Origin of the sequence: Actinoallomurus iriomotensis (assembly GCF_030269445.1) — a bacterium.
Taxonomy (GTDB): domain Bacteria; phylum Actinomycetota; class Actinomycetes; order Streptosporangiales; family Streptosporangiaceae; genus Actinoallomurus; species Actinoallomurus iriomotensis.
In genome coordinates this window covers 353,298-374,876 of the sequence record NZ_BSTJ01000004.1, presented here as the reverse complement: position 1 = coordinate 374,876, position 21,579 = coordinate 353,298, and the positions used below count along the sequence as shown (strand labels likewise).

General features: G+C 73.4%; 19 protein-coding genes and 1 pseudogene. 17 read left to right on the top strand and 3 right to left on the bottom strand.

The window, feature by feature from the left end; genetic code table 11:
* Nucleotides 1-286 precede the first annotated feature (286 nt).
* The gene (locus QSK37_RS19075) at nucleotides 287-847 is read right to left on the bottom strand and encodes a TetR/AcrR family transcriptional regulator (protein ID WP_285622764.1); all 561 of its coding nucleotides are present in this window, start codon (nucleotides 845-847) and stop codon (nucleotides 287-289) included.
* A 115-nt stretch (nucleotides 848-962) separates the two neighbouring features.
* Here QSK37_RS19075 and QSK37_RS19070 point away from each other — a divergent pair, with 115 nt between their 5' ends.
* From QSK37_RS19070 to QSK37_RS19045, 6 genes and pseudogenes are all read left to right on the top strand, one after another.
* Complete coding sequence (locus QSK37_RS19070) at nucleotides 963-1,502, top strand: cupin domain-containing protein (RefSeq protein WP_285622762.1); 540 nt, start codon at nucleotides 963-965, stop codon at nucleotides 1,500-1,502.
* Nucleotides 1,503-1,699: 197 nt separating this feature from the next.
* Nucleotides 1,700-2,017: pseudogene (locus tag QSK37_RS19065) on the top strand (hypothetical protein); the annotation flags it as partial.
* Between the two features lie 168 nt (nucleotides 2,018-2,185).
* Nucleotides 2,186-3,505 carry an ABC transporter permease subunit gene (locus QSK37_RS19060; RefSeq protein WP_285623540.1) on the top strand — a complete coding sequence of 440 codons (1,320 nt, stop codon included), beginning with the start codon at nucleotides 2,186-2,188 and terminating at the stop codon, nucleotides 3,503-3,505.
* A gap of 4 nt (nucleotides 3,506-3,509) precedes the next feature.
* Nucleotides 3,510-3,890, top strand: coding sequence for a substrate-binding domain-containing protein (locus QSK37_RS19055; protein WP_285623538.1), 381 nt, complete (start codon nucleotides 3,510-3,512; stop codon nucleotides 3,888-3,890).
* A 244-nt stretch (nucleotides 3,891-4,134) separates the two neighbouring features.
* Entirely contained in the window at nucleotides 4,135-4,995 is an 861-nt protein-coding gene (locus QSK37_RS19050) for a universal stress protein (protein ID WP_285622759.1), read from the top strand.
* A 9-nt stretch (nucleotides 4,996-5,004) separates the two neighbouring features.
* Complete coding sequence (locus QSK37_RS19045) at nucleotides 5,005-6,393, top strand: WS/DGAT/MGAT family O-acyltransferase (protein WP_285622756.1); 1,389 nt, start codon at nucleotides 5,005-5,007, stop codon at nucleotides 6,391-6,393.
* A 3-nt stretch (nucleotides 6,394-6,396) separates the two neighbouring features.
* Here the strand turns inward: QSK37_RS19045 and QSK37_RS19040 are convergent, their stop codons facing one another.
* Complete coding sequence (locus QSK37_RS19040) at nucleotides 6,397-7,035, bottom strand: CBS domain-containing protein (protein ID WP_285622754.1); 639 nt, start codon at nucleotides 7,033-7,035, stop codon at nucleotides 6,397-6,399.
* 58 nt (nucleotides 7,036-7,093) lie between these two features.
* The gene (locus QSK37_RS19035; RefSeq protein ID WP_285622752.1) at nucleotides 7,094-8,569 is read right to left on the bottom strand and encodes a bifunctional aminoglycoside phosphotransferase/ATP-binding protein; all 1,476 of its coding nucleotides are present in this window, start codon (nucleotides 8,567-8,569) and stop codon (nucleotides 7,094-7,096) included.
* Between the two features lie 315 nt (nucleotides 8,570-8,884).
* Between QSK37_RS19035 and QSK37_RS19030 the strand changes: the two genes are divergently transcribed.
* The 11 genes from QSK37_RS19030 to QSK37_RS18980 all read left to right on the top strand — a co-directional run bounded on the left by QSK37_RS19030 (nucleotide 8,885) and on the right by QSK37_RS18980 (nucleotide 21,573).
* A complete protein-coding gene (locus tag QSK37_RS19030; RefSeq protein WP_285622749.1) occupies nucleotides 8,885-9,199 on the top strand; it encodes a hypothetical protein in 315 nt (104 codons plus the stop codon).
* A gap of 63 nt (nucleotides 9,200-9,262) precedes the next feature.
* Nucleotides 9,263-10,150 (top strand): hypothetical protein, encoded by an 888-nt coding sequence (locus tag QSK37_RS19025; RefSeq protein WP_285622746.1) that lies wholly within the window; start codon nucleotides 9,263-9,265, stop codon nucleotides 10,148-10,150.
* Nucleotides 10,134-11,480, top strand: coding sequence for a V-type ATPase 116kDa subunit family protein (locus QSK37_RS19020; protein WP_285622744.1), 1,347 nt, complete (start codon nucleotides 10,134-10,136; stop codon nucleotides 11,478-11,480). The genes QSK37_RS19025 and QSK37_RS19020 overlap by 17 nt, the downstream gene beginning before the upstream one ends.
* On the top strand, nucleotides 11,450-11,878 hold the full coding sequence (locus QSK37_RS19015; protein ID WP_285622742.1) for an ATP synthase subunit C: 429 nt from the start codon (nucleotides 11,450-11,452) through the stop codon (nucleotides 11,876-11,878). The genes QSK37_RS19020 and QSK37_RS19015 overlap by 31 nt, the downstream gene beginning before the upstream one ends.
* A 1-nt stretch (nucleotide 11,879) precedes the next feature.
* Nucleotides 11,880-12,419, top strand: a complete 540-nt coding sequence (locus tag QSK37_RS19010; RefSeq protein WP_285622739.1) for a V-type ATP synthase subunit E family protein — start codon at nucleotides 11,880-11,882, stop codon at nucleotides 12,417-12,419.
* On the top strand, nucleotides 12,407-14,065 hold the full coding sequence (locus QSK37_RS19005; protein WP_285622736.1) for a V-type ATP synthase subunit A: 1,659 nt from the start codon (nucleotides 12,407-12,409) through the stop codon (nucleotides 14,063-14,065). Before QSK37_RS19010 ends, QSK37_RS19005 begins: the two co-directional genes overlap by 13 nt.
* A 14-nt stretch (nucleotides 14,066-14,079) precedes the next feature.
* Complete coding sequence (locus QSK37_RS19000; protein WP_285622735.1) at nucleotides 14,080-15,450, top strand: V-type ATP synthase subunit B; 1,371 nt, start codon at nucleotides 14,080-14,082, stop codon at nucleotides 15,448-15,450.
* Nucleotides 15,447-16,097, top strand: coding sequence for a V-type ATP synthase subunit D (locus QSK37_RS18995; protein ID WP_285622732.1), 651 nt, complete (start codon nucleotides 15,447-15,449; stop codon nucleotides 16,095-16,097). Before QSK37_RS19000 ends, QSK37_RS18995 begins: the two co-directional genes overlap by 4 nt.
* Nucleotides 16,098-16,131: 34 nt before the next feature.
* Nucleotides 16,132-16,884 (top strand): HAD family hydrolase, encoded by a 753-nt coding sequence (locus QSK37_RS18990; RefSeq protein WP_285622729.1) that lies wholly within the window; start codon nucleotides 16,132-16,134, stop codon nucleotides 16,882-16,884.
* Nucleotides 16,874-19,300, top strand: coding sequence for a glycoside hydrolase family 65 protein (locus QSK37_RS18985; RefSeq protein WP_285622725.1), 2,427 nt, complete (start codon nucleotides 16,874-16,876; stop codon nucleotides 19,298-19,300). Before QSK37_RS18990 ends, QSK37_RS18985 begins: the two co-directional genes overlap by 11 nt.
* The gene (locus QSK37_RS18980; RefSeq protein ID WP_285622723.1) at nucleotides 19,297-21,573 is read left to right on the top strand and encodes a heavy metal translocating P-type ATPase; all 2,277 of its coding nucleotides are present in this window, start codon (nucleotides 19,297-19,299) and stop codon (nucleotides 21,571-21,573) included. The genes QSK37_RS18985 and QSK37_RS18980 overlap by 4 nt, the downstream gene beginning before the upstream one ends.
* Nucleotides 21,574-21,579: the final 6 nt, after the last annotated feature.

Sequence of the window (21,579 nt, the reverse complement as noted above, 5' to 3'; positions counted from 1 at the left end):
CCGCGAACCCGTTCGCAGTTCAAGCCACCTCTCTCCGTGCCAACCGCCATCACTCGGCAGGCTTCACGATCGCAAGGCCTACACCACGACCCGCACGGTGATCGTTCCCGTGTACATGGCTCCGCACGTGAGTCCGTACGCCAACGTGGGTGCTGTTACACCCGCGGCGATCGCCGTCGCGCTGGCCTGTTATGCCCAGATCTGGTGACCTGCCAGGACACCGTTGACCGACGACCGCCAGGGAACCCTCACACCAGGGTTCTCGAGTGGTCTCCTTCCGCCGCCGTCATGACGGCAGGAAGATGGCGGTCGCCTCGTCGGCGAGTACGGCGGAGTGCGGGGCGTCCGGATCGGTCTGTGCGAGGTGCAGCAGTCCGAGGATGGCCGCGTAGGCGACCCGTGCCCGAGACGTCGCCCGGTCCGGCGGCAGGCCGAGCTCGCGGTAGGTGCGAGCCAGGAGTTCCAGCCGGGCCTGGTTCACCTGGTGAACCGCGTCCCTGACCCGGGGGTCGTTGCGGTCGCCGAGCAGGCTCAGGTGCACCGACGGCGCCAGCGGCTGGACGGCCTGCACGACGGTGGTGAGCAGCTCGCGCAACCGCCGTGCCGGATCGGCGATCGCGGCGAATTCGGCGAGTCCCTCGGCGCCGTGACTTCGCGCCCACTCCGTGAGTGCCGCGGTGATCAGCTCGTCCCGGTTTCGGTAGTGCGCGTAGAAGCTGCCCTTGGTCACGCCGAGCGTCCGCGCCAGCGGTTCGACCGCGACCGCGGCCAGCCCGCCGTCCGCGATCGCCTTCAGCGCGGCCCGCGCCCAGTCCTGGGCGGACAGCCGGGACGACTCGTTCACCACGGGCAACAGGATACGCCAGCGTATTGACGGGTTCGTCAAGCGGAAGATACGGTGGCGTATCAATACGCAACCGTATCCATACGCGACAGTATTAAAGAGAGGTCGGATGGAGCACATGAAGGTTCGCCGAGTTGTCACCGGCCACGACGCCCAGGGCAAGGCCCGCGTGGTCGACGACCGTGATGTCGAGCCCATCACTTCGGAGCTGATGCCCGGCTGCGCGTTCTTCCGGCTGTGGGGCCGGGACGAGCGACCCACGTTCCCCGACGACGGCTCGCCGCGCCGTGCCGAGGCGTGGTACCCGCCCCGAGACGGATCGCGCTTCATGATCAACACCGTCCCGCCGGGTGAGCTGCTCCCGGCTCCGGATCTGGACGTGGCCGCCGCTCTGGAGGAGCTGGAGCGGCAGATGCCGGGGGCGATGGCCGCGAATGAGCCCGGCGCCTCGGGGATGCACACCACCGACAGCCTCGACTACGTCCTGGTCGTCTCGGGCGAGGTCACACTGGAACTCGACGACGGGGAGCAGACGGTGCTGCGGGCGGGTGACGTGGTCGTCCAGAACGGTACCCGGCACGCCTGGCACAACCGCGGCACCGAACCCTGCACGATCGTCGGCGTCGCCATCGGCGCGGACCGCACCCGGCCCGCGTAGCGCCACAGGGCGGTGATCCGCCGCCCCTCGACGGCGCGAAGCCGATGTCTGGGCCGAGGAGGTGCGCCAGGGCCGTCGTGGATGTGCCGTCCCGCGCTGCGCGTCGACTCCACGGCCAGGCCCGTTGGTAACAGGCGCCGTGCCCGCCCAGGTGCCGGGCGTGCACGGGCCTTCCGGAGGTACGGCAGGCCGGCCACCACGGGCTGTCGGCGCTCACCGCGGTGGTCGACCGCAACCGGCTGCAACAGGGCGCCCGCACCGAGGACACCAAGCGGCTGGAGCCGCTCGCCGACAAGTGGATCAGCTTCGGGTGGGACGTTCGCGAGTGCGACGGCCACGACCACCGCCGGCTGCTGGTCGCGTTCGCCCCGGCCACCGGCGACAAGCCGGTCTGCGTCATCGCCCACACCACGAAGGGCAAGGGCATGTCGTTCATGGAGGACCGCGTCGAGTGGCATCACAAGGTGCCCTCCGCTGAGCAGGCCACCGTGGCCTTCGAGGAGCTGGCCCGATGACCGACACCGTCACCACCGCGCCGCTCTTCGACCGCAGGCCGTCACCGTCGTCCCGGCACGGACCGAAGCGTCCCCGGTGAGCGCCCGCACCACGTGTGCATGCGCTTCTTCGACGAGCGCGGGGCTCGGCCGTTCACGGCTAACGGACGGTGAGGACGACGCACGCACCTGACCAGCGTCGCCGAGCAGCGCCGCCAGGCCAGGGCGGCGCTGGCCCGGCTGCGCCAGGACATCGACCCCGACACGCTGGTCGGCGACCTGCCGATCGGCACCCAGCAGCTGGTGGAGATCGCCCGGGTGCTGTCCCTGGACGTCCGCATCCTGATCATGGACGAGCCGACCTCGGCGCTGAGCAACGCCGAGGTCGACGTGCTGTTCGAAGTGTTGGACGACCTGCGGACGCAGAACGTCACCATCATTTACATCTCTCACAAGCTGGACGAGTTCCGCCGGATCGGCGACTACGTGACCGTGCTGCGCGACGGCGGGCTCGTGGCCGAGGCGCCGATGAGCCGGACCGACACCGGCTGGATCGTCCAGCAGATGGTCGGCCGCTCCCAGGCGAGCCTGTTCACCCGCCCGGAGAGCGAGGCCGAAGGCGTGCTGCTGGAAGTCGAGGGCCTGACGGTGCCGGGCTACCCGGTCCCGCTGGTCGACGACGTCGGCGTCCACGTCAAGGCGGGGGAGATCGTCGGCATCTACGGGCTGATGGGCGCCGGGCGGACCGAGCTGATGGAGGCCCTGATGGGCCTGCGCCGTCACACCGCCGCCGCGATCCGGGTGGCCGGCCGGCAGGCCGACGACGACCGGGTGTCCGGCCGGCTGGCGCTCGGCCTCGCGCTGGTCCCCGAGGACCGGCAACGCGACGGCCTCGTCCAGGCGCTGTCGGTTCGCGCCAACGTGCTGCCGTCCACTCCGGGCCGGCTCACCCGGCACAACACCGGTTTCTCCACTCTCGGCATCAAGAGCTGGCTCGGCGTGCCCGTCGCCATCTGGATCATGGTCCTGGTCGCGGCGGTCGCGGTCCTCATCACCACGCGCACGCCGTTCGGCCGCCGCGTGTACGCCGTCGGCGGCAACGAACGCGCCGCCGAGCTGGCCGGCATCCGCACCTCCCACGTGAAGATCGCGGCGTACGTCATCTCGGGGGTGTGCGCCGCGCTGGCCGGGCTGATCCTCACCTCCGAGCTCGGCGCCGCCTACCCCGACACCGCCACGACCTACGAGCTCAACGCCCATCGCCGCCGCGGTGCTGGGCGGGACGTCGCTGACGGGCGGCAAGGGCACCATCATCGTGCTGGCCGTCGTCATGGAACAGACGCAGGAGCGCGTCAAGACCCGCATGACCACATAGCCGCGCCCCGCAGGCTCGCATCCCGTCCCCGGACCACATCCGCCCGAAAGGAAGACCGACCGTGCGTCGTCTCTCTAGCCGTAGCCGCGTCATCGGCTTCGCCAGCGTCACCCTCGCCGCCGCCCTCAGCCTGAGCGCCTGCGGCGGCGAAGCGCCAACTGGGACCAGACCGAGGCGCTGCAGAAGGTGCAGACCATGCTGCAGGCCCACCCCAACGTCAAGGGCATCATCGCCGGCAACGACACCATGGCGCTGGGCGCGTGGTCGGCGCTGCAGGCCGCTAAGAAGACCAACGTCGTCGTCACCGGCCTCGACGGCGGCCCGGACGTGGCCGCATCCATCCTCAAGCACGGCATCAAGGCCACCGTTCTGCAGCCGGCGGCGAAAATCTCCCAGATGGCCGTCGACCAGGCCGACAAGTACCTCAAGAGCGGCTCCACCGGCCAGCCGGAGAAGCAGTCCGTCGACTGCGTGCTCATCAACGCCGACAAGCTCCACAACTTCTCGCTGGACTCCTGAGCGCCGGTCGACGCACGCGGACGCCTCCCGATGACCTGACAGGGTGGTCGGGAGGCGGCGCGCGTTATGAGTGGGGCTCGCCGTGGAGCCGGTACCAGCTTCGTGGCCGGACCCGAGTCGGCGCCGCCCAGGCCCCTGGGACTTGGCGAACGATGTCCGAATCCGGGGAGTGCCATGAAGGCACGGGTGGCACGCCTTCAGGGTGGGCCGGCTCCGCCGTGAGCCGCTCTCCCGGGAGGGTCTGGTGGCCGAGGAACTGTCGCCGGTGGTCGTCGGCGTGGATGGTTCGGATCCGTCGCGCGTCGCGCTGAGGTGGGCGGCCGAGGAGGCCGTACGGCGTGGCCGGCCGCTGCGGATCATGCACGCGCTGGAGCCCTGGGGCGAGGTGCCGTTCTACCCGGTTCCCATGATGACGGAGATTCTCCAGCAGGCCGGCGGGGCGATCCTCGAGCAGGCGATAGGGGAGGTACGCGGGTGGGAGCCCGGGCTGCCGGTGACGACGGCGCTCGTCGCCGAGCCGGCGTCCGTGGCGCTGCGGCGCCAGGCCGAGGAGGCGTACGAGGTGGTCGTCGGCCACCGGGGGCGCGGCGGCTTCGCGAGCCTGCTGCTCGGTTCGGTGAGCCTGCACACGGCGGGCTACGCGGACGCCCCGGTCGTGGTGGTACGGGACGGCGACGGCCCCGAGCGACGGCGGATCGTCGTCGGCATCGACCTGTCGGAGCACGCGGCCACGGCACTGCGGTACGCGTTCGAAGCGGCGGTCGTGCGCGAGGCGTCGCTTCGGGTGATCTACGCCTGGTGCCCGCCGGAGGGCCCGTACGCGGTGATGGAGGTCGGTGAGCTGGCCCAGGTCGCCCACCGGGAGGCGCATGACATCGTGGCGCCCTGGCGCGACCGGTACCCCCAGGTCGCGGTGGCCGAGGACTGTCCTCGCGACCATCCCGTCAAGGCGCTCGTGGCGGCCTCGGCCGACGCGGACCTCATCGTCGTCGCGGCGCGCGGGCACACCGGGCTGCGGCTCGGTTCGGTCAGCCACGGCCTGATCCACCACGCCCGCTGCCCCGTGGCGGTGGTGCCGTCCGGTGCGAAGGGCGAGGCCGGCTAGATGCAGCGGATGAGCGGCATCGACGCCGGGATGTTCTTCGCCGAGAACGAGACGAGGCCGTTGCAGATCGCCTCGGTGAGCGTCTTCGACGGTCCGGCGCCCACCTACGGGGAGTTCGTCCGCGCGCTGGTCGCCCGGCTGCTGGGCCTGCCGAGATTCCGCCAGCGGGTGCGCCGGGTGCCACTGGACCTCGGCCGCCCGGTATGGGTGGACGACCCGCACTTCCAGCTTCTCTACCACGTGCGTCACACCGCCGTGCCGGCGCCCGGGGGAGCGGAGGAACTGCGCAACCTCGCCGGCCGGGTGCTCGGGCAGCGACTGGATCTCAGCCGCCCGCTGTGGGAGATGTGGCTGGTCGAGGGGCTGGAGGAGGACCGGTGGGCGATCATCAGCAAGGTCCACCACTGCATGGTCGACGGCGTCGGCGGCAGCGACCTGATGACCAGCCTGTTCGACCTGAGCCCCGGGGAGGTGCCCGTACGGGACGAGCGCGGCCCGATCCCGCTTCCCGAGGCCGAGCCGGAGCCCTCCCGCCCGTCGCTCGTGCTCGCGGGCGTCGTCGGTACGACGATGGAGCAGCTCCGGCAGGTGGCCCGCCTGCCGGAGCTGACGCGCCACTGCCCCGCGACGGCACGGTTCGTCCGCGGCCTGCCGGCGTACGCCCGGCGGCTGCGGGAGGGCCGCGGCGCGTCGTCCCTCAACGGCCCGACGAGCCCGCACCGCCGGTGGGCCTGGACCGAGGCGGATCTCGGCGAGGCGCGCCGTATCAGCGATGCCCTCGGCGGGACCGTCAACGACGTCGTGCTGGCGGCGGTCGCCCGGGGCTTTCGTGACCTGCTCGCCGAACGCGACGAGCTGCGCCCCGACACCGTCGTACGGACCCTGGTGCCGGTCTCGGTCCGCCTGCCCGACGAGAAGGGAACGCTGACGAATCGCGTGTCGGGCGTGCTCGTGAGCCTGCCGTGCGGACGGCCGGATCCCCTGTGCCGCCATGAGCTGATCTGCCGGCAGACCACGGCGCTCAAGGCCAGTCACCAGGCGGTGGGCCCGACGGTCTTCACCCGGATGCTCGGCCTGGCGCCCAACGTCCTGGCGGTCGCGGCCCGTACGGCGCTGCGCATGCGGCAGCCGTACATCCAGACGATCACCACCAACGTGCCCGGCCCGCCCGTCCCCCTGTACGCGATGGGACGACGGCTGGCGGCGATCTATCCGTACGTGCCGCTGGCCGCCGGAATACGCGTGTCGACCGGGGTCGTCTCCTACCTCGACACGCTCTATCTCGGCATCACCGGTGACTTCGACGCGATGCCCGACATCGAGCTGTTCAGCCGTGGGATCCGGCACGGGTTCGACGAACTCGCCGAGGCCGCGTCGCCCGATCCCGTCGTCGTGTGACGATCAGGGCCCCGGCGACGGGCGCGTCGCTCCCGCCCGGTCCTCCTCGGCGTGGCCCATCTCATCGATCACACCGACGACGCCGTCGACGGCGGCCGTGAGCCGGACCGCGATCGAGATGAGGTTCTCCTGCGGCAGCGTCCCGGACAGGGTCACGACGCCGTTGCGGACCCGGACCGAGACCGCCGCCGGGTCGGTCAGCAGCAGACGGGCGAACACCTGCTGCAGGACCTCATCGCGGATCTCCTCGTCGGTGCGGGCGAAGACGTGGAGCAGGTCGCGCCGGCTGACGATCCCGACGAGACGGCCCTGGTCGTCGACCACCGGCAGGCGCTTGATCCCGCGCCGGTCGAGGAGCTGCGCGGCCCGTACGATCGTGGTCTCCGGCCGCACGCTCACGGCCGGCGTCGTCATCAGGTCCGCGGCCGTGGTCGCCCGGCCGCCGCGGCGCCTGCGCAGCCCGAGCCGTCTCGGCCGGGCCTCGACCGCCTCCTTGGCGAGCAGGTCGGACTCGGAGACGAACCCCAGCACCCGATGGTCCTCATCGATCACCGGCAGGGCCGTGATGCCGCGTTCGATCATGACGTGGACGATCTCGTGGAACGGGGCGTCCGGGTACGCGCTCACCACGGACTTCGTCATGACGTCCCCTACCGTCCGATGCCTCATATGGGTCCCCCCTTCACGTCCGCGTGGTGCCTCAGCCGGGCGCCAGCTGCGGGCGGCGATGCCAGACGTGAGCGGCCCCGGGCGGACGGATGGCGCACAGGGCGAGCTCGACGGACTTCTCGACGGGCCCGGAGGTGTCGACGGGTACGGCGTCCGGCCAGGGGGCCGCCGTTTCGGCCATCCGGGCCGCGATCGCCGGGTCCGCGTCGGACACGCCGCCGGTGCGCGTGAGCAGGCGCTCCTCGGCGAGGTGCGTATGGCAGTTTAGGGCGGTCAGGTCGGCGTGCTCGGCGAGCGCGGCGGCCTCCGCCCGGAACTCGGCGGAGGTCCAGGAGGCGTCGAGGATGACCGATTCGCCGTACGAGAGGAGCCTTGTCGCGCGCCTGAGCAGCTCGGCGTAGGTGCGCCGGTTCCAGAAGGCGGTGTAGATCCCGGCGCCGAACGCCGCCGCGGCGGAGACGTCCGGGGAGACGTCGGCGAGTTCCTTGCGGATCCGGTCGCTGCCCAGGACGGTGCAGCCTAGCCGGTCGCCGAGAGCCTCGCTGAGCGCGGACTTGCCGGTGCCGGGCAGCCCGCCGACGAGGATGACGCGTACGGCGCCGGCGTTCAGATGGCGCAGGGCGATCTCGGCGTACCGTCCGGCGGTGGCCGCCGCCCCGGCCTCGCCCTGGCCCCAGCGCAGGCAGGAGACCTTGGCGCGGACGAACGCCCGGTAGGCGATGTAGTGGTGACGCAGCGAGGGCGGCGCGGGGTCGTCGGCGTACTCGGAGTACCAGGAGAGGAAGTGCTCGCCGAGCCGCGGCGCGTTCAGGCGCTCCAGATCCATGCAGAGGAACGCCGCGTCGTCGAGGCCGTCCAGCCGGCGCAGCCGGTCGTCGAAGTCCAGGCAGTCCAGCACCCGAGGGCCGTCGTCGAGGCAGAAGATGTCATCGGCCATCAGGTCGCCGTGCCCGTCGACTACGCGGCCTTCGCGGATCCTGGCGTCGAACAGGCGCTCTCGCCCGTCCAGGAAGCGCAGCGCCCGCCGTTCGATCTCGGTGGCCTCCCGGGCGTCGATCGCCCGCCCGTGAAACGGCCTGACCTGGTCGAAGCCGTCGGTCCAGCGCCGCCGTACGGCATCGCGGGTGGCCTCCGCGGAGATCTGCTCCCCACGGGGAGCGCTCGCGTGCACGCGAGCGAGCAGGCGGGCGATCGCCCGCAGCGCGTCGTCCACCGGAACGCCCGTCTCCACGAGGTGGGAGAGCCGCCGTTCGGCGGGCATCCGGCGCATGATGACGAGGTGGTCGCAGGGCAGCCCCGACGACAGGGTCACGTCGGCGACGCCGAGGTAGACGTCGGGGGAGAAGCGCCGGTTGAGCTCGACCTCGCGGTGGCAGGCGCGTTCGCGGCGCTCACGCGTGGAGAAGTCGAGGAAACCGAGGTTCACCGGCTTCTTCAGCTTGAACGCGCGGTCGCCGACGAAGAACACCACCCCGGCATGGGTCTCCGCGACCCCGGCGGCGCTCATCGCCCCGGCTCTCCGGTGAAGGTCGCTGGCATGGTCTGGCTCCTCCCGTGCTCTCCCACTCTGGCCCACTCTGGCCCCCGGAGGTCGCGGCATCCAGGGCCATCCGTCCCCTGCCGGTGGGGCAGAACGGCCGTGATCGCCGAACCGGGCCGAAGGTCCCTCGACAGGCGTCCATGCGCCCCTGCCCGCCGGGCCACGGGCTGGCGAGCATGTGGACATGCCGACCCTGCGCGACTTCCTGCGGCGCTGGCGTCCGGCGGTCGCTCCCGGCGCCGCCGCACGCACGGGCGTACCGGCTGATCGGCCGAGGAGCTGATGGCGGTCTTCCGCGCGCTGGAGCCGGTCCACGCCGAATGCCGGGCGATCGGCGACGCCGCGAGGCGTGACGCGAGCGCCGAGACCGCGCGGGCACGGGAACGGGCCGAGGCGATCGTCGCCGAGGCGCGAGCGGCGGCTCCCACGCGGCGGCGCGAAGCCATGGCGGAGGCCCGTGCGCGTAGTGCGGCGGAGAACGCGGCCGTCATCACCGAGGCCGAACGGCAGGCCGACGACATCCGCCGCCTCGCCGCGGAGCGGATGCCCGAGATGATCGACAAAGCCGTGGGACTTCTCGAACGGGAGTTGCGGTGAGCCGGCGCCCGTACGCGAACGCCGCCGGAGCCCGCGCCGGACCGTGAGGATCGGCGGGACGTCGTGACGGCCGCCTGGGTGGCGGGAACCACACGAGCGAGGGCTCTCGCCCGGCGCTGCGCCGGGCCCGACGTCGCGCGCCGGGTCGCGTCCTCGCCCGCCCTGGAAGGGGCGCTGGCCCGGCTCGACGCGACGCCGTATCGGCGCGGGGTCCGTCCCGGTCAGAGCCTCGTCGAGGCCCAGCACGCGCTCCTCGGCACGCTGCTCTGGCAGGTGCGGGTGCTCGCCGGCTGGCTGCCCGGCACCGGCGCCGCGGCGCTACGCGCGCTGGCGGGCTGGTTCGAGATCGCGAACGTCGACGCGCTGATGTCGGGCGGCCCGTTCTTCGAGCTGGGCACGATGGCCACCGCCTGGTCCGACCTGCGGAACGCGCCCGATCTCCGCCGCGCGCTCGCCGCGTCGCCCTGGGGCGACCCCGGCGGGGACGACGCGCGGAGCATCCAGCTCCGCATGAGGACGCAGTGGGCCCGCCGCGTCGCCGCCATCTCGCCGGACACCCGGCCCTGGGCCGCCGGCGCCCTCGCACTGCTCGTCGCGCGCGAACGCTTCGCCGAAGAGCGCCCGGTGCCGGAACCTCCCGCCGACCTCGTCGGGAGGCGGACCGTACGGGCGGGCGACCTCGCCGAGTTCGGCCGCCGTCTGCCCGACCATGCCGCCTGGGCGCTCCAGGGAGTCCGGCATCCCGCCGACCTGTGGGCCGCCGAGGCGCGCTGGTGGTCCCGGCTGGAACGCGACGGGCTCGCGCTCCTGTCGGGCGCACGCCTGGATCAGGGACCGGTGCTCGGCGCGGTGGCGGTGCTCGCGGCCGACGCGCGGCGGGTGCGCGCCGCGCTGGAGCTGGCCTCACGTGGCGGTCACCCTCGGGAGGCGTTCGATGCGGTCATGGCGTGAGTCCCTTCGACCGGTGCGGATGGACCGGATCGCCGTGGTGGCCCCGGCGGACCGGATGAGAGCCGTCCTCGTACGGCTGGCCGGCACCGGGACCGTCGAGTTCGACGACGCGACGCCGGCTCCCGCGCCGGAGGCGGTCCTGTCGGTCCTGCCTCCGCCCGCCACGGGCCGGCCCGAACTCCTCGCGGGAGAGGCGGCACTGCGGGCACACTCGCGGGCCTCGACCACCCGCGACGGGGTGAGCGCCATCGCCGGCTGGGCCCCGGCCGACACGGTCGGGCGCCTGTCCGCGGACCTCGAGGCCGTGGACGGGGCGGTCGTCGTCCTGTCCCGTCCCCGCGGCGTGGAGATCCCGTCGATGCTGCGTCCCGGCGGCGTGCGCGGGTCGCTCGGCTCGCTCGTCGAGACGTACGGCACGGTTCCGTACCGGGACGTCGATCCGACGCCCGTCGCCGTGGGGGCGTTCCTGCTGATGTTCGGGATGATGTTCGGGGACGTCGGCCACGGGGCGCTGCTGCTGCTGATCGCCGCCGCACTGGCGTTCTGGCACCGCCTGGCGCGGTTCCGGCGGGCCTGGCCGTTCGCCGCGGGCACGGGCCTGGCCGGGATCGTCTTCGGCGCGCTGTACGGGGAGTTCTTCGGCCCCACCGGCGTGCTGCCGGCACTGTGGCTACGGCCGCTGGAGCGTCCGGTGGCGCTGATGGCGGCGGCGGTCTTCGTGGGCGCGGCGCTGCTGGCCGGCGCATTGGCTCTCGGCACCGTCAACCGCGTTCGCGAGGCGGGCTGGAGGGCCGCGCTCTACGCCTCTTCGGGGATCGCCGGAGTCGCGCTGTTCGCCGGGCTGGCGGTCGTCGCGGCCGGCTGGTACGCGAGCCTGGTGCCGCTGGTCGTCCTGGGCGCGGTGCTGGCGTCGCTGGGAATGGTCCTGATCTTCGTCGGCTTCACCGGCGAAGGAGGCGTCTTCGAAGCCTGTGTCGAACTGTTCGACACCGTCCTCGGCCTCGGTTCGAACGTGGCCTCGTTCACACGGCTCGCGGCCTTCGGGCTCACGCACGCGGCACTGGGCTCGATCGTCTGGGCGGGCACCCGTGCCCTGTGGCCGCGGGGAACGGCCGGCGCCGCCGGGGCGGTCGCCGTCTTCGTCGCCGGAAACCTGCTCGCCTTCGCGCTGGAGGGCCTGGTGGTGGCCGTCCAGGCGCTGCGTCTGGAGTACTACGAGCTGTTCTCCCGGGTCTTCCAGGCCCAGGGACGCCCGTTCCGCCCCTGGCGGCTACCCGTCATCACGGAGGAGGTCTCCCCATGGCCGCATGGCTCGCCGGCCTCCCGCTGATCGTCGCCGGACTCGTCGTCGCCCGGCTCCTGCGCCGTCGCGGTCCGGGCGTGGTCCGGCTGCTCCTGCTCGCCGACGCCGCGGTGGCGGTGGCCGCCCTCGTCGTCCTGGCGATCGCGCTGACCGCGGAGCCGTCGTCGGCGTCGCACGTGACCGCCGCGGTGGCCGCCGGCGCGGGCGCCACGAGGAACCCGGCCGCCCTGCTCGGCGCCGGAATCGCCGTCGCCGGCTCCACCATCGGCGCCGGGATCGCGGTGGCCTACACAGGGGCGGCGGCGGTGGCCGCCATGAGCGAGCGCCCGGAGTTGTTCGGGCGGGTGCTCGTGATCGTCGGCCTCTCCGAGGGCATCGCCATCTACGGGCTGGTCATCGGCATCCTGCTCCTCGGAAAGGCGTGACATGGCCGAACCCCGGTACGGAGAGGAAGGCGCGAGGCCGCTCGTCACGGCCGCCCTCGATCCCGTCGCGGGCTCGCTGCTGCGGAAGGCGAGACGCGACGCCGCGCGGATCCGCACGGAGGCACACGCCGCCGCGGACGCCCTGCTCACGCAGGCCCGCGCCGAGGCGGGTCGGATCCTCGCCGAAGCCCACGCGACCGGCCGCTCGGAGGCCACCGCCTCGGCACGCGCGGACCGGGTACGGGCACGGCGGAGGGCGAGGACGATCGTCCTCGCCGCTCGCCGGGAGGCGTACGAGGAGCTTCGCCGCCGGGTCCGGTCCGCGGTGGCCTCGCTGTGCGCGGACAGCCCGGTGACCGTGCACCGGCTGCGGCGGCTGGCGTGCGACCGCGCCGGGGGCGGTGCGCGGACCGTCACCGCCCCGGGCGGCGGCGTCATCGCCGTCGCCGCGGACCGCCGCGTGGACTGCTCGGCCGCCGCGCTCGCCGATCACGCCGTGGACGTTCTCGGCGCGGAGGTGGAACGACTGTGGGAGTCCTGACCCGGGTCGACGGCCCGCTGGTGGAGGTGTGCGGCCTTCCGGAGGCGGGGATGTTCACGCTCGTCGGCCTGGGCACGGCCGGCATCCCGGGAGAGGTCGTCGCGATCCGCGGCGACAGCGCGACCGTTCAGGCGTACGAGTACACCGGGGGACTGGCACCCGGCGATCCGGCCGAGGCGTACGGCGAGCCGCTGTCCGCGCCCCTCGGGCCCCACCTGCTGGGCGGGGTGTTCGACGGGCTCCTGCGTCCGCTGACGGACGCGGGCACCTGGCTGACGGCCGTGCGGAGCGCACCGCGCCCGAAGGAGTGGCGCTTCACCCCGGCCGTCCCCCAGGGCCACGAACTCGGCGCGGGAGAGCCGGTCGGCACCGTCGAAGGGGCGGGCGCCGTGCCCTACGCCGTCCTCACTCCCGTGCCGGGACGGGTCACCGCGATCCGCCCACCAGGCCGCTGCGCGCCGGACGTGCCGGTGGCGTCCGTCGGCGACCGCGACATCACGCTGTGCCGCAGGCGGCCGGTCCGCAGCCCCGCACCGTACCGGGAACGTCTGGAGGAACTCGTCCCGCTGGTCACCGGGCAACGCGTCGTCGACCTGCTGCTGCCGGTACCGCGCGGTGGCGCGGCGGCCGTCCCCGGCGGGTTCGGCACCGGCAAGACCGTGCTGCTCCAGCAGATCGCCAAGTGGTGCGACGCCGACGTCGTCGTCTACGTCGGGTGCGGCGAGCGCGGCAACGAGATGGCCGACGTGGTCGCCGAACTCGCCGAGCTGACCGATCCGCGGACGGGCGGCCGCCTCGCCGACCGTACGGTCGTCATCGCCAACACCTCCAACATGCCGATGATGGCGCGCGAGGCCTGCGTGCACACCGCCATGACCGTGGCCGAACACTTTCGCGACATGGGCTGTGACGTCGTGGTCATCGCCGACTCCACCTCCCGCTGGGCGGAGGCTCGCCGGGAGTTCGCGTCGCGGCACGGAGAGCTGCCCGCCGAAGAGGGCTATCCCGCGGACCTCGCGTCGGCCCTGGCGGCGTTCTATGAGCGCGCCGGCCGGGTCACCACGCTCGGCGGCCGGATCGGGTCGGTCACCGTGATCGGCGCGGTCTCCCCGCCGGGCGGCGACATGACCGAGCCGGTGACCACCCTCACGCAGCGCTTCGTCCGCTGCCTGTGGAGCCTGGACCGCGACCTGGCCTACTCCCGGCACTATCCCGCCGTGTCGTGGGCGTCCTCGTTCGCCCGGGACGCGGACACCCTCGCCGGCTGGTACGCCCGGCACGGGATTCCCGGCTGGGGTGAGCGCCGCCGGCGGGTGGCGTCCATACTCGCCGAGGCCGACCGGCTCGGCCTGCTGGCCGAGCTCGTCGGAGCCGAGTCCCTGCCCGCGCACGAGCGTGTGGCGCTCCTGGCCGGCCGGATGCTGCGGGAGGGCGTGCTGCGGCAGAGCGCGCTGAGCGCCGTCGACGCCTTCAGCGCGCCCGAGCGCACCGCCGCGCTCACCGACGGGATCCTCGCCGCCATCGCCGAATGCGAGGCCATGGCGGCGCGCGGGGTCCCGGCCGAGGAGATCGAGGGACGCGACTTCTCTCGTCTGCTGCGGGCCAAGGAGCAGCGGGCCGGGCCCGGCGCCGCGGGTCCGGGCTGAGGCGGTGCTGATCGATGTGGCCCGAGCCGGAGTACACCGACGTCACCGACCTGCGCGGTCCACTGATCGTCGTGCGGGGCGTCTCCGGCGTGGGCTGGGACGAGTACGCCCGCGTCCGGCTCGACTCCGGTGAGGAACGCGGCGGGCTCGTCCTCGAGGTGGACCGGGACCTGGCGGTCGTCCAGGTCTTCGAGGGCACCGACGCGATGACCCGGCGGAGCGTCCGGGTGGCGTTCACCGGAAGTCCGCTCAAGATCCCGGTCGGCGACGGCTGGCTCGGCCGGGTCTGCGACGGCCGCGGACGGCCCAGAGACGGCGGACCTCCCGTTCTCGGCGCCGCCGACGCGCCGGTCGGCGGCGCACCGCTCAACCCGACACGGCGAAGCCCACCCGCGGAGCCGGTTCTCACCGGCATCTCGGCGATCGACGCCCTGACCACGCTCGTACGGGGGCAGAAGATCGCGATCTTCTCCGCGCCGGGACTCCCGCACCTGGAACTCGCCGCCCAGATCGGCGCGCAGGCCGGCGCCGGAGGCGAGCCGTTCTGCGTCGTCTTCGCCGCCATGGGCCTCACCCACGCCGACGCCGCGACCGTGCGCGACACGCTGGAGGAGCGCTCCGCGGCGGGAGAACTGACGCTCCTGCTCAACCTGGCGGGCGACCCCGTCATCGAGCGTGTCCTCACCCCACGGCTGGCCCTCACCATCGCCGAGAACCTGGCGTTCACCGGCGGACGGCACGTTCTCGTCGTCCTGGCGGACATGACGAGTTACTGCGAGGCGCTGCGCGAGGTGTCGGTGGCACGGGGCGAGATCCCGGCCAGGCGCGCCTACCCCGGCTACCTCTACAGCGACCTGGCCTCCCTGTACGAGCGGTGCGGGCGGATCCGCGACAGGGCGGGCTCGATCACCGTGCTGCCGGTCCTCACCATGCCGGCCGGAGACATGACCCATCCGGTGCCGGACCTCACCGGATACATCACCGAGGGCCAGATCGTGCTGGCCCCCGACGTCGACGTCCGCCCGCCGATCGACGTCCTGGCGTCACTGTCCCGGCTGATGCGTGCCGCCGTGACGCCGGCCCACATGGATCTGGCCGCACAGATCCTCGCCGCTCTCGCCCGCGCTCGCCAGGCGCGTGAGCTCGCCGAGCTGATCGGCGCGTCCGCGCTCAGCGAGACGGACCGGCGTTTCATCGACTTCGAACTGAGCTTCCGGCACCGCGTCCTGGCCCAGCGTCCGGGCGAGAGCCGTGCGCTGGAAGAGACCATGGACCGGGCGTGGCAGGCGCTGAGCACGCTGCCACGGCCGGAACTGACCATGATCGACTCCGCTGAGCTGGACGCACGCCTTCCCAAGGAGGACGAGCGAGGTGGGACGCGATGACCATCCTGGCGCGCGTCCCACCGGGCCGGGCCGGCCGGCTGTGGCTTCGCCGCCGGCTGGAGGTCACCCGGCGCGGCGTCGACGTCCTCCAGCGCCAACTCCGGATCCTCGTGCGAGAGCACGACCGGCTGGCGTCCGTTGCCGAGCGGACCCGCCGCGCGTGGGAGTCCGCGTGCGCGGACGCCGACATGTGGGCCCTGCGCGCCTGCATGTCGGACGGACGCCGGGCTCTGTGGCCGTCGCCACCGGCCGACGTTACGGTCCGCTGGGAGGAGACCATGGGCCTGCGCCATCCCGCCGCCGCGACCTGCCGACCGGCCGGGGATCCACCGCCGATGGCCTGCTCGGCGGCCCTCGCCGAGGCGCGGAGAGCCGCGCGGACCGCGCTCCAGGCCGCCGTCGACCACGCCGTGGCGCGGGAGGCCGAACGCCGCGCGGCGCGGCGGATCGCCGTCATCCGGCAGCGGATCCGAGCGCTCGAAGATCGCTGGCTTCCCCGCCTGACCGCCGCCATCAAGGAGATCGACCTGGCGCTCGAAGAGGCGGAGCGCGCCGACGCCGCCCGTCTCCGGCGGGCCGGCCGGGCCGGTCTGGGCCCTTCGGGCGACCGTGCCGGGACCGAAGCCCCTGGTCACGGGCCGTCGTGATCGGCGAGGTTGGGGAGGCGAAGAGGGGGCCACGATGAGAACCAGGATCAACGGCGGCTGCGTACTCGGCGAATCGGCGCACAGCGTCACATCGGTGATCTTCGGAGTGGACGCCATCGTCGACGGCGCCCAGACCACCGCGGCGGCGTGGAAGACGGCGCTCGATCCGTTTCTGCGGGCCCACGCGGCGGTCCACGAGACGACCTTCACGCCCTTCGACGTCCGCGCGGACTACCTGCGGTACATGTGCGGACGGCCGCGGCTGGAGGGTCTGCGCGCCTTTCTCGCCTCCCGGGACATCGTCCTGCCCTTCGACGATCTCCGTGGCCTGGCCATGAGCCAGGAGGAGTTCTTCCTCGGCGAGGTCCGCCGGTACGGCCTTCGTCCCTTCGCCTCCACGCTAGCGGCCGTACGCCGGCTGCACCGGGACGGCGTCCGTACGGCGGCGGTCTCGGTCCATCCCGAGGGCGCCGAGATACTCAGGAGGGCGGGGGCGACGGACCTGTTCGACGTGGTCATGGACGGCCTCGACGCTCCCGGCACCGCGTTGCCCGAACACCCCAGCGCACAGCTGTACCTGCAGGTGGCGCAGCGGTTGGGCGCCTCGCCCGGGCACACGGCGGTCATCGAGGCGTCCGCGGCCGGGGTGGCGGCGGCGCGCGAAGGCGGTTTCGGCGTCGTCGTCGGCGTCGACCGTACGGGGGCGACGGGCCTTCGCGAGCACGGAGCCGATCCGGTGCTCACGGATCTGGCCGAACTGCGGTTCCGCAGGACGCGTGCCGCCTGAACGCGCGCGGACCACGGGGCCCTGGTGCGTCGTCTACCAGGGGTTCGATCCCGCCGAGGTGCGGCTGCGCGAGGCGCTGTGCACGCTGGGGAACGGCTACTTCGCCACCCGGGGAGCGGCGCCTGAGGCCAGCGCCGGGAGCGTGCACTACCCCGGCACCTACATCGCGGGTTGTTATGACCGCCTGTCCTCGTGGGTCGCCGGGCGCAGGGTGGTCAACGAGGACCTGGTCAACGCCCCCAACTGGCTGCCGCTGACCTTCCGCGCGGAGAACGGGCGCTGGTTCGCCCCCGAGGGCTTCCGGCTGCTGGAGCACCGCCAGGAGCTGGACCTGCGCCACGGCCTGCTGCGCCGGTGGCTGCGCTACCAGGACGAGGCGGGGCGGGTGACCGCTGTGGATCAGCAGCGGCTCGTGTCGATGGACGACCCGCACCTCGCGGCCATGCTGACCACGATCCGCGCCGAGAACTGGTCGGGTTCGCTGGAGCTCCGATCCGGCCTCGACGCCCGGGTGCGCAACCGCGGCGTCGCGCGCTATCGCGGACTGGCGGACCGGCATCTGATCGTCGACTCGGCCGGCGCGGACGGCGATCTCCTCTGGCTGACCGTCGACACGGCCACCTCCGCGGTCCGGATCGCCCTGGCGTGCCGCAACGCCGTCCACGCGTGCGAGGCCACGCGCCGCGAGACGCACGGCGAGCCCGGCTGGATCGCCCGCCATGTGACCGTGGAGATGAGCCCGGGCGAGGCCGTGACGATCGAGAAGGTGGCCGGCCTGCACACCTCGCTCGACTCTCCGGCCGAGCCGCCGGCCGCCGCGGCTCGGCGATCCGCGGCGAGCGCACCCTGCTTCGCCGAACTGCGCGCCCGGCACGGCCGGGCGTGGGATCGCCTGTGGCGTCGTGCGCGCCTCGACGTCGGCGGCGGCCCGGCGCAGCGGACCGTCAACCTGCACATGTTCCACGTGCTGCAGACGGTGTCACCGCACACCGCCGGGGTGGACGCCGGCGTGCCCGCTCGCGGTCTCCACGGCGAGGCCTACCGTGGGCACGTCTTCTGGGACGAGCTGTTCGTGCTGCCCTTCCTCAGCCTGCGGTTCCCCGAGGTGGTCCGCGCCCTGCTGCGATACCGCCGGCGGCGACTGCCGGCGGCCAGGCGCGCGGCCCGGGAGGCCGGCCACACCGGCGCGATGTACCCCTGGCAGAGCGGGAGCGACGGCCGTGAGGAGACGCAGGTCCTCCATCTCAACCCCCGCTCCGGCCGCTGGCTGCCGGACAACTCGCGCCTGCAGCGGCAGGTCGGGCTGGCGATCGCCTACAACATCTGGCAGTACCACCAGGCGTCCGGCGATCTGGAGTTCCTCTGCGAGGAGGGCGCGGAGACGCTGCTGGAGATCGCCCGGTTCTGGGCGGACGTCGCGACCTACGACCGCTCACGCGGCCGGTACGACATCCGCGGTGTCATGGGACCCGATGAGTACCACGACGCCTACCCGGACGCCGACCGCCCCGGTCTGGACAACAACGCCTACACCAACGTCATGGCGGCCTGGACGCTGTGGCGGGCGCTGGACGTGCTGGACCTGCTGCCGCCGGGACGGCGAGCCGTACTCCGGAAGCGGCTGGCCCTGACGGACGAAGAGCTGGCGCAGTTCGACGACGTCAGCCGGCGGCTGCGGGTGGTCTTTCATCGGGACGGGATCATCAGCCAGTTCGAGGGCTACGAGGAGCTGGCCGAGCTCGACTGGGAGGGCTACCGGAACAGGTACGGCGACATCCGGCGTCTCGATCGCATCCTCGAGGCCGAGGGCGACACTCCGAACCGCTACAAGGCGTCCAAACAGGCCGATGTGCTGATGCTCTTCTACCTGCTGACCGCCGACGAACTGCGTGCGCTGTTCGCCCGGCTCGGCTACCGCTTCGCCCCCGCGACGATCCCCGAGACGGTGCGGTACTACCTCGCCCGCACCTCACACGGCTCGACGCTGAGCGCCGTCGTGCACGCCTGGGTGCTCGCCCGCTCCGACCGCCCCGCCTCCTGGCGGTTCTTCCTCGAAGCCCTCGACGGCGACCTGCACGACGTCCAGGGCGGCACCACGAGCGAGGGCATCCACCTCGGCGCCATGGCGGGAACGCTCGATCTCGCCCAGCGGTGCTACACCGGACTCGAGCTGCGCGACGGCGTCCTCCGTGTCGACCCGGCGCTGCCGCCGGACCTGCCCGGGCTGGCGATGGAGCTGGAGTACCGGGGCCACTCGGGCCTGCGCCTGTCCGCCGACAACAGGGCGGTCCGTCTCGCCCTGCCGCTCTCCACCCGGCCGCCGGTCCGGGTCGCGGTGGACGACGGACCCGTCACCGTCCTCGCGGCGGGACGGTCGGTCCGGTTCGGGCTCGGCGGTGAGGACGGAACGGGATGACCGGAGCCGGCGCGGGCCGCGTCGCCCTGGCGGCCGGGACCGCCGGGCCGCTGGTGGCCGGAGGGCTCTGCCGCGCCCTCGGGCTCGCCGGGCCGGCCGACGTCCTGTGGGCCGGCGCGACGCTCTTCGCGCTGGTCCCGGCGGTGTGGTGGGTCCTGGTCGCCCTCCGGCAGCGGCGGCTCGGCGTCGACCTGATCGCGGTCCTCGCCCTCCTGGGCTCCCTTCTGGTCCGCGAGTACCTCGCCGGCGCGCTGATCGCGGTCATGCTGGCGACGGGGCGGTCGCTGGAGGACTACGCGAGCGGCCGGGCGCGACGGGACCTGCGGGCCCTGCTGGAGCGCACTCCCCACGAGGCGCGGCGCTACGAGGACGGTGCCGTACGGCGCGTGCCGGTCGAGGACGTCGTGCGCGGTGACCGCCTGCTCGTGCCCGCGGGTTCGGTCGTGCCGGTGGACGGCGTGGTCGAACGCGAGGCCGCGTTCCTGGACGAGTCCGCGCTCACCGGCGAGGCGCTGCCGGTGGAACACGACGTGGGCGCGGCCGTGCGCAGCGGGACGCTCAACGCGGGTGACCCGTTCGACCTGCGCGCCACCGCGACCGCCGAGGAGAGCACGTACGCCGGGGTCGTGCGCCTGGCGCGAGAGGCGCAGGCGGAGAGCGCGCCGGTCGTCCGCCTCGCCGACCGTTTCGCGGTGCTCTTCCTCCCGTTGAGCCTGGCCGTGGCGGGCGGGGCGTGGCTGGCGTCCGGGCAGCTCGTCCGCGCGGTCGCCGTGCTCGTCGTCGCGACGCCCTGCCCGTTGCTGCTGGCCGCGCCGGCGGCCATCGTCGCCGGCATCTCGCGTACGGCCCGTCACGGGGTCGTCGTCAAGGGCGGCGCGGCCCTGGAGACCCTCGGCCACGCCCGTACCCTGATCCTCGACAAGACCGGCACGCTGACCACCGGCCGTCCCGAGGTCACCGACGTGGTCACCGACGCGGAGACGGACCCGGCCGAGCTGCTGCGGCTGGCGGCCGCCATCGACCAGATGTCCGCGCACACGCTCGCCGAGGCCGTCGTCCGGGCCGCTCATGAGCGCGGCCTGAGCCTGCCCCGGCCCTGCGAGGTCCGGGAGGTTCCCGGCCGCGGTGCGCGAGGCCGGGTCGACGGCCGGCGCGTGACCGTCGGCAAGGCGGTCTCGGAGGCCGCCTGGATGTCCGGCGTGCGGGCCCGCGCGGCGCTCGACGGCGCCATGACCGTGTGGGTGACCCTGGACGGAAGAACGCGAGGGGTCGTCCTGCTCCGCGACGCCGTCCGCGCCGACGCGCCGCGCACGCTGCGGCGGCTGCGTTCCGCGGGGATCCGGCGGATCGTCATGCTGACGGGCGACCGCGCCGACGTCGCCGAGAGCGTGGCGACCGTGCTGGGCGTCGACCAGGTCCAGGCCGAGTGCTCACCGGCGGAGAAGGTACGGGCGGTCCGCGACGAGCCGGACGTCAGCGCGATGGTGGGGGACGGCATCAACGACGGCCCGGCGCTGGCCGCCGCCGACGTCGGCGTCGCCATGGGCGCGCGGGGCGCCGCCGCGTCCTCCCAGGCCGCCGACATCGTCATCACCACCGACCGGCTCGGCCGCCTGGCCGACGCCATGGACGTCGCGCGCCGGGCGCGGAGGATCGCCGTGCAGAGCGCGGGCGCCGGCATGCTGCTGTCGCTGGTGGCGATGGCCGGGGCGGCCATCGGCCTGATCCCGCCCGCGGCCGGCGCGCTGCTGCAGGAGGGCATCGACGCCGCGGTGATCCTCAACGCCCTGCGGGCCCTGCGCGGGGGCCGGGGCACCCGCGTCCCGCTCGACCTCGCGACGGACGCGCTGCTGCGCCGGTTCGGCCGGGAGCACGCCTTTCTCCGGCCGCCGCTGGAGAACCTCCGGACGGTCGCCGACACCCTCTCGGCGACGCCCGAGGCGCTGGAGCGTGTCCGTGACGTGCACCGGTTCCTCGTCGGCACGCTCCTGCCGCACGAACGCGGCGAGGAGACCCGGCTGTATCCCGCCGTGGCACGGGCGCTCGGCGGTACGGAGACGACGACCACCATGAGCCGCGGGCACGCCGAGATCGAGCGTCTCGTCCGCCGGCTGGGCCACCACCTCGGCCTCGCCGCCGAGGGCGGTCTCCGGCCGGACCAGCTCGACGATCTCAAGGCGTGCCTCTACGGCCTCCACGCCGTGCTGACCTTGCATTTCGCCCAGGAGGAAGAGGCGTACTTCTCTCTGTCATCCGGGGCTCAGGCCTTCTGATCCGCG

Coding starts and splice junctions, on each gene's coding strand:
- QSK37_RS19010 (WP_285622739.1), top strand. CDS start 11,880: ATGGCCGAACCCCGGTACGGAGAGGAAGGCGCGAGGCCGCTCGTCACG.
- QSK37_RS19035 (WP_285622752.1), bottom strand. CDS start 8,569: ATGAGCGCCGCCGGGGTCGCGGAGACCCATGCCGGGGTGGTGTTCTTC.
- QSK37_RS19045 (WP_285622756.1), top strand. CDS start 5,005: ATGAGCGGCATCGACGCCGGGATGTTCTTCGCCGAGAACGAGACGAGG.
- QSK37_RS19040 (WP_285622754.1), bottom strand. CDS start 7,035: ATGACGAAGTCCGTGGTGAGCGCGTACCCGGACGCCCCGTTCCACGAG.
- QSK37_RS19070 (WP_285622762.1), top strand. CDS start 963: ATGAAGGTTCGCCGAGTTGTCACCGGCCACGACGCCCAGGGCAAGGCC.
- QSK37_RS18995 (WP_285622732.1), top strand. CDS start 15,447: ATGACCATCCTGGCGCGCGTCCCACCGGGCCGGGCCGGCCGGCTGTGG.
- QSK37_RS19020 (WP_285622744.1), top strand. CDS start 10,134: ATGCGGTCATGGCGTGAGTCCCTTCGACCGGTGCGGATGGACCGGATC.
- QSK37_RS19030 (WP_285622749.1), top strand. CDS start 8,885: ATGGCGGTCTTCCGCGCGCTGGAGCCGGTCCACGCCGAATGCCGGGCG.
- QSK37_RS19015 (WP_285622742.1), top strand. CDS start 11,450: ATGGCCGCATGGCTCGCCGGCCTCCCGCTGATCGTCGCCGGACTCGTC.
- QSK37_RS18990 (WP_285622729.1), top strand. CDS start 16,132: ATGAGAACCAGGATCAACGGCGGCTGCGTACTCGGCGAATCGGCGCAC.
- QSK37_RS18980 (WP_285622723.1), top strand. CDS start 19,297: ATGACCGGAGCCGGCGCGGGCCGCGTCGCCCTGGCGGCCGGGACCGCC.
- QSK37_RS19000 (WP_285622735.1), top strand. CDS start 14,080: ATGTGGCCCGAGCCGGAGTACACCGACGTCACCGACCTGCGCGGTCCA.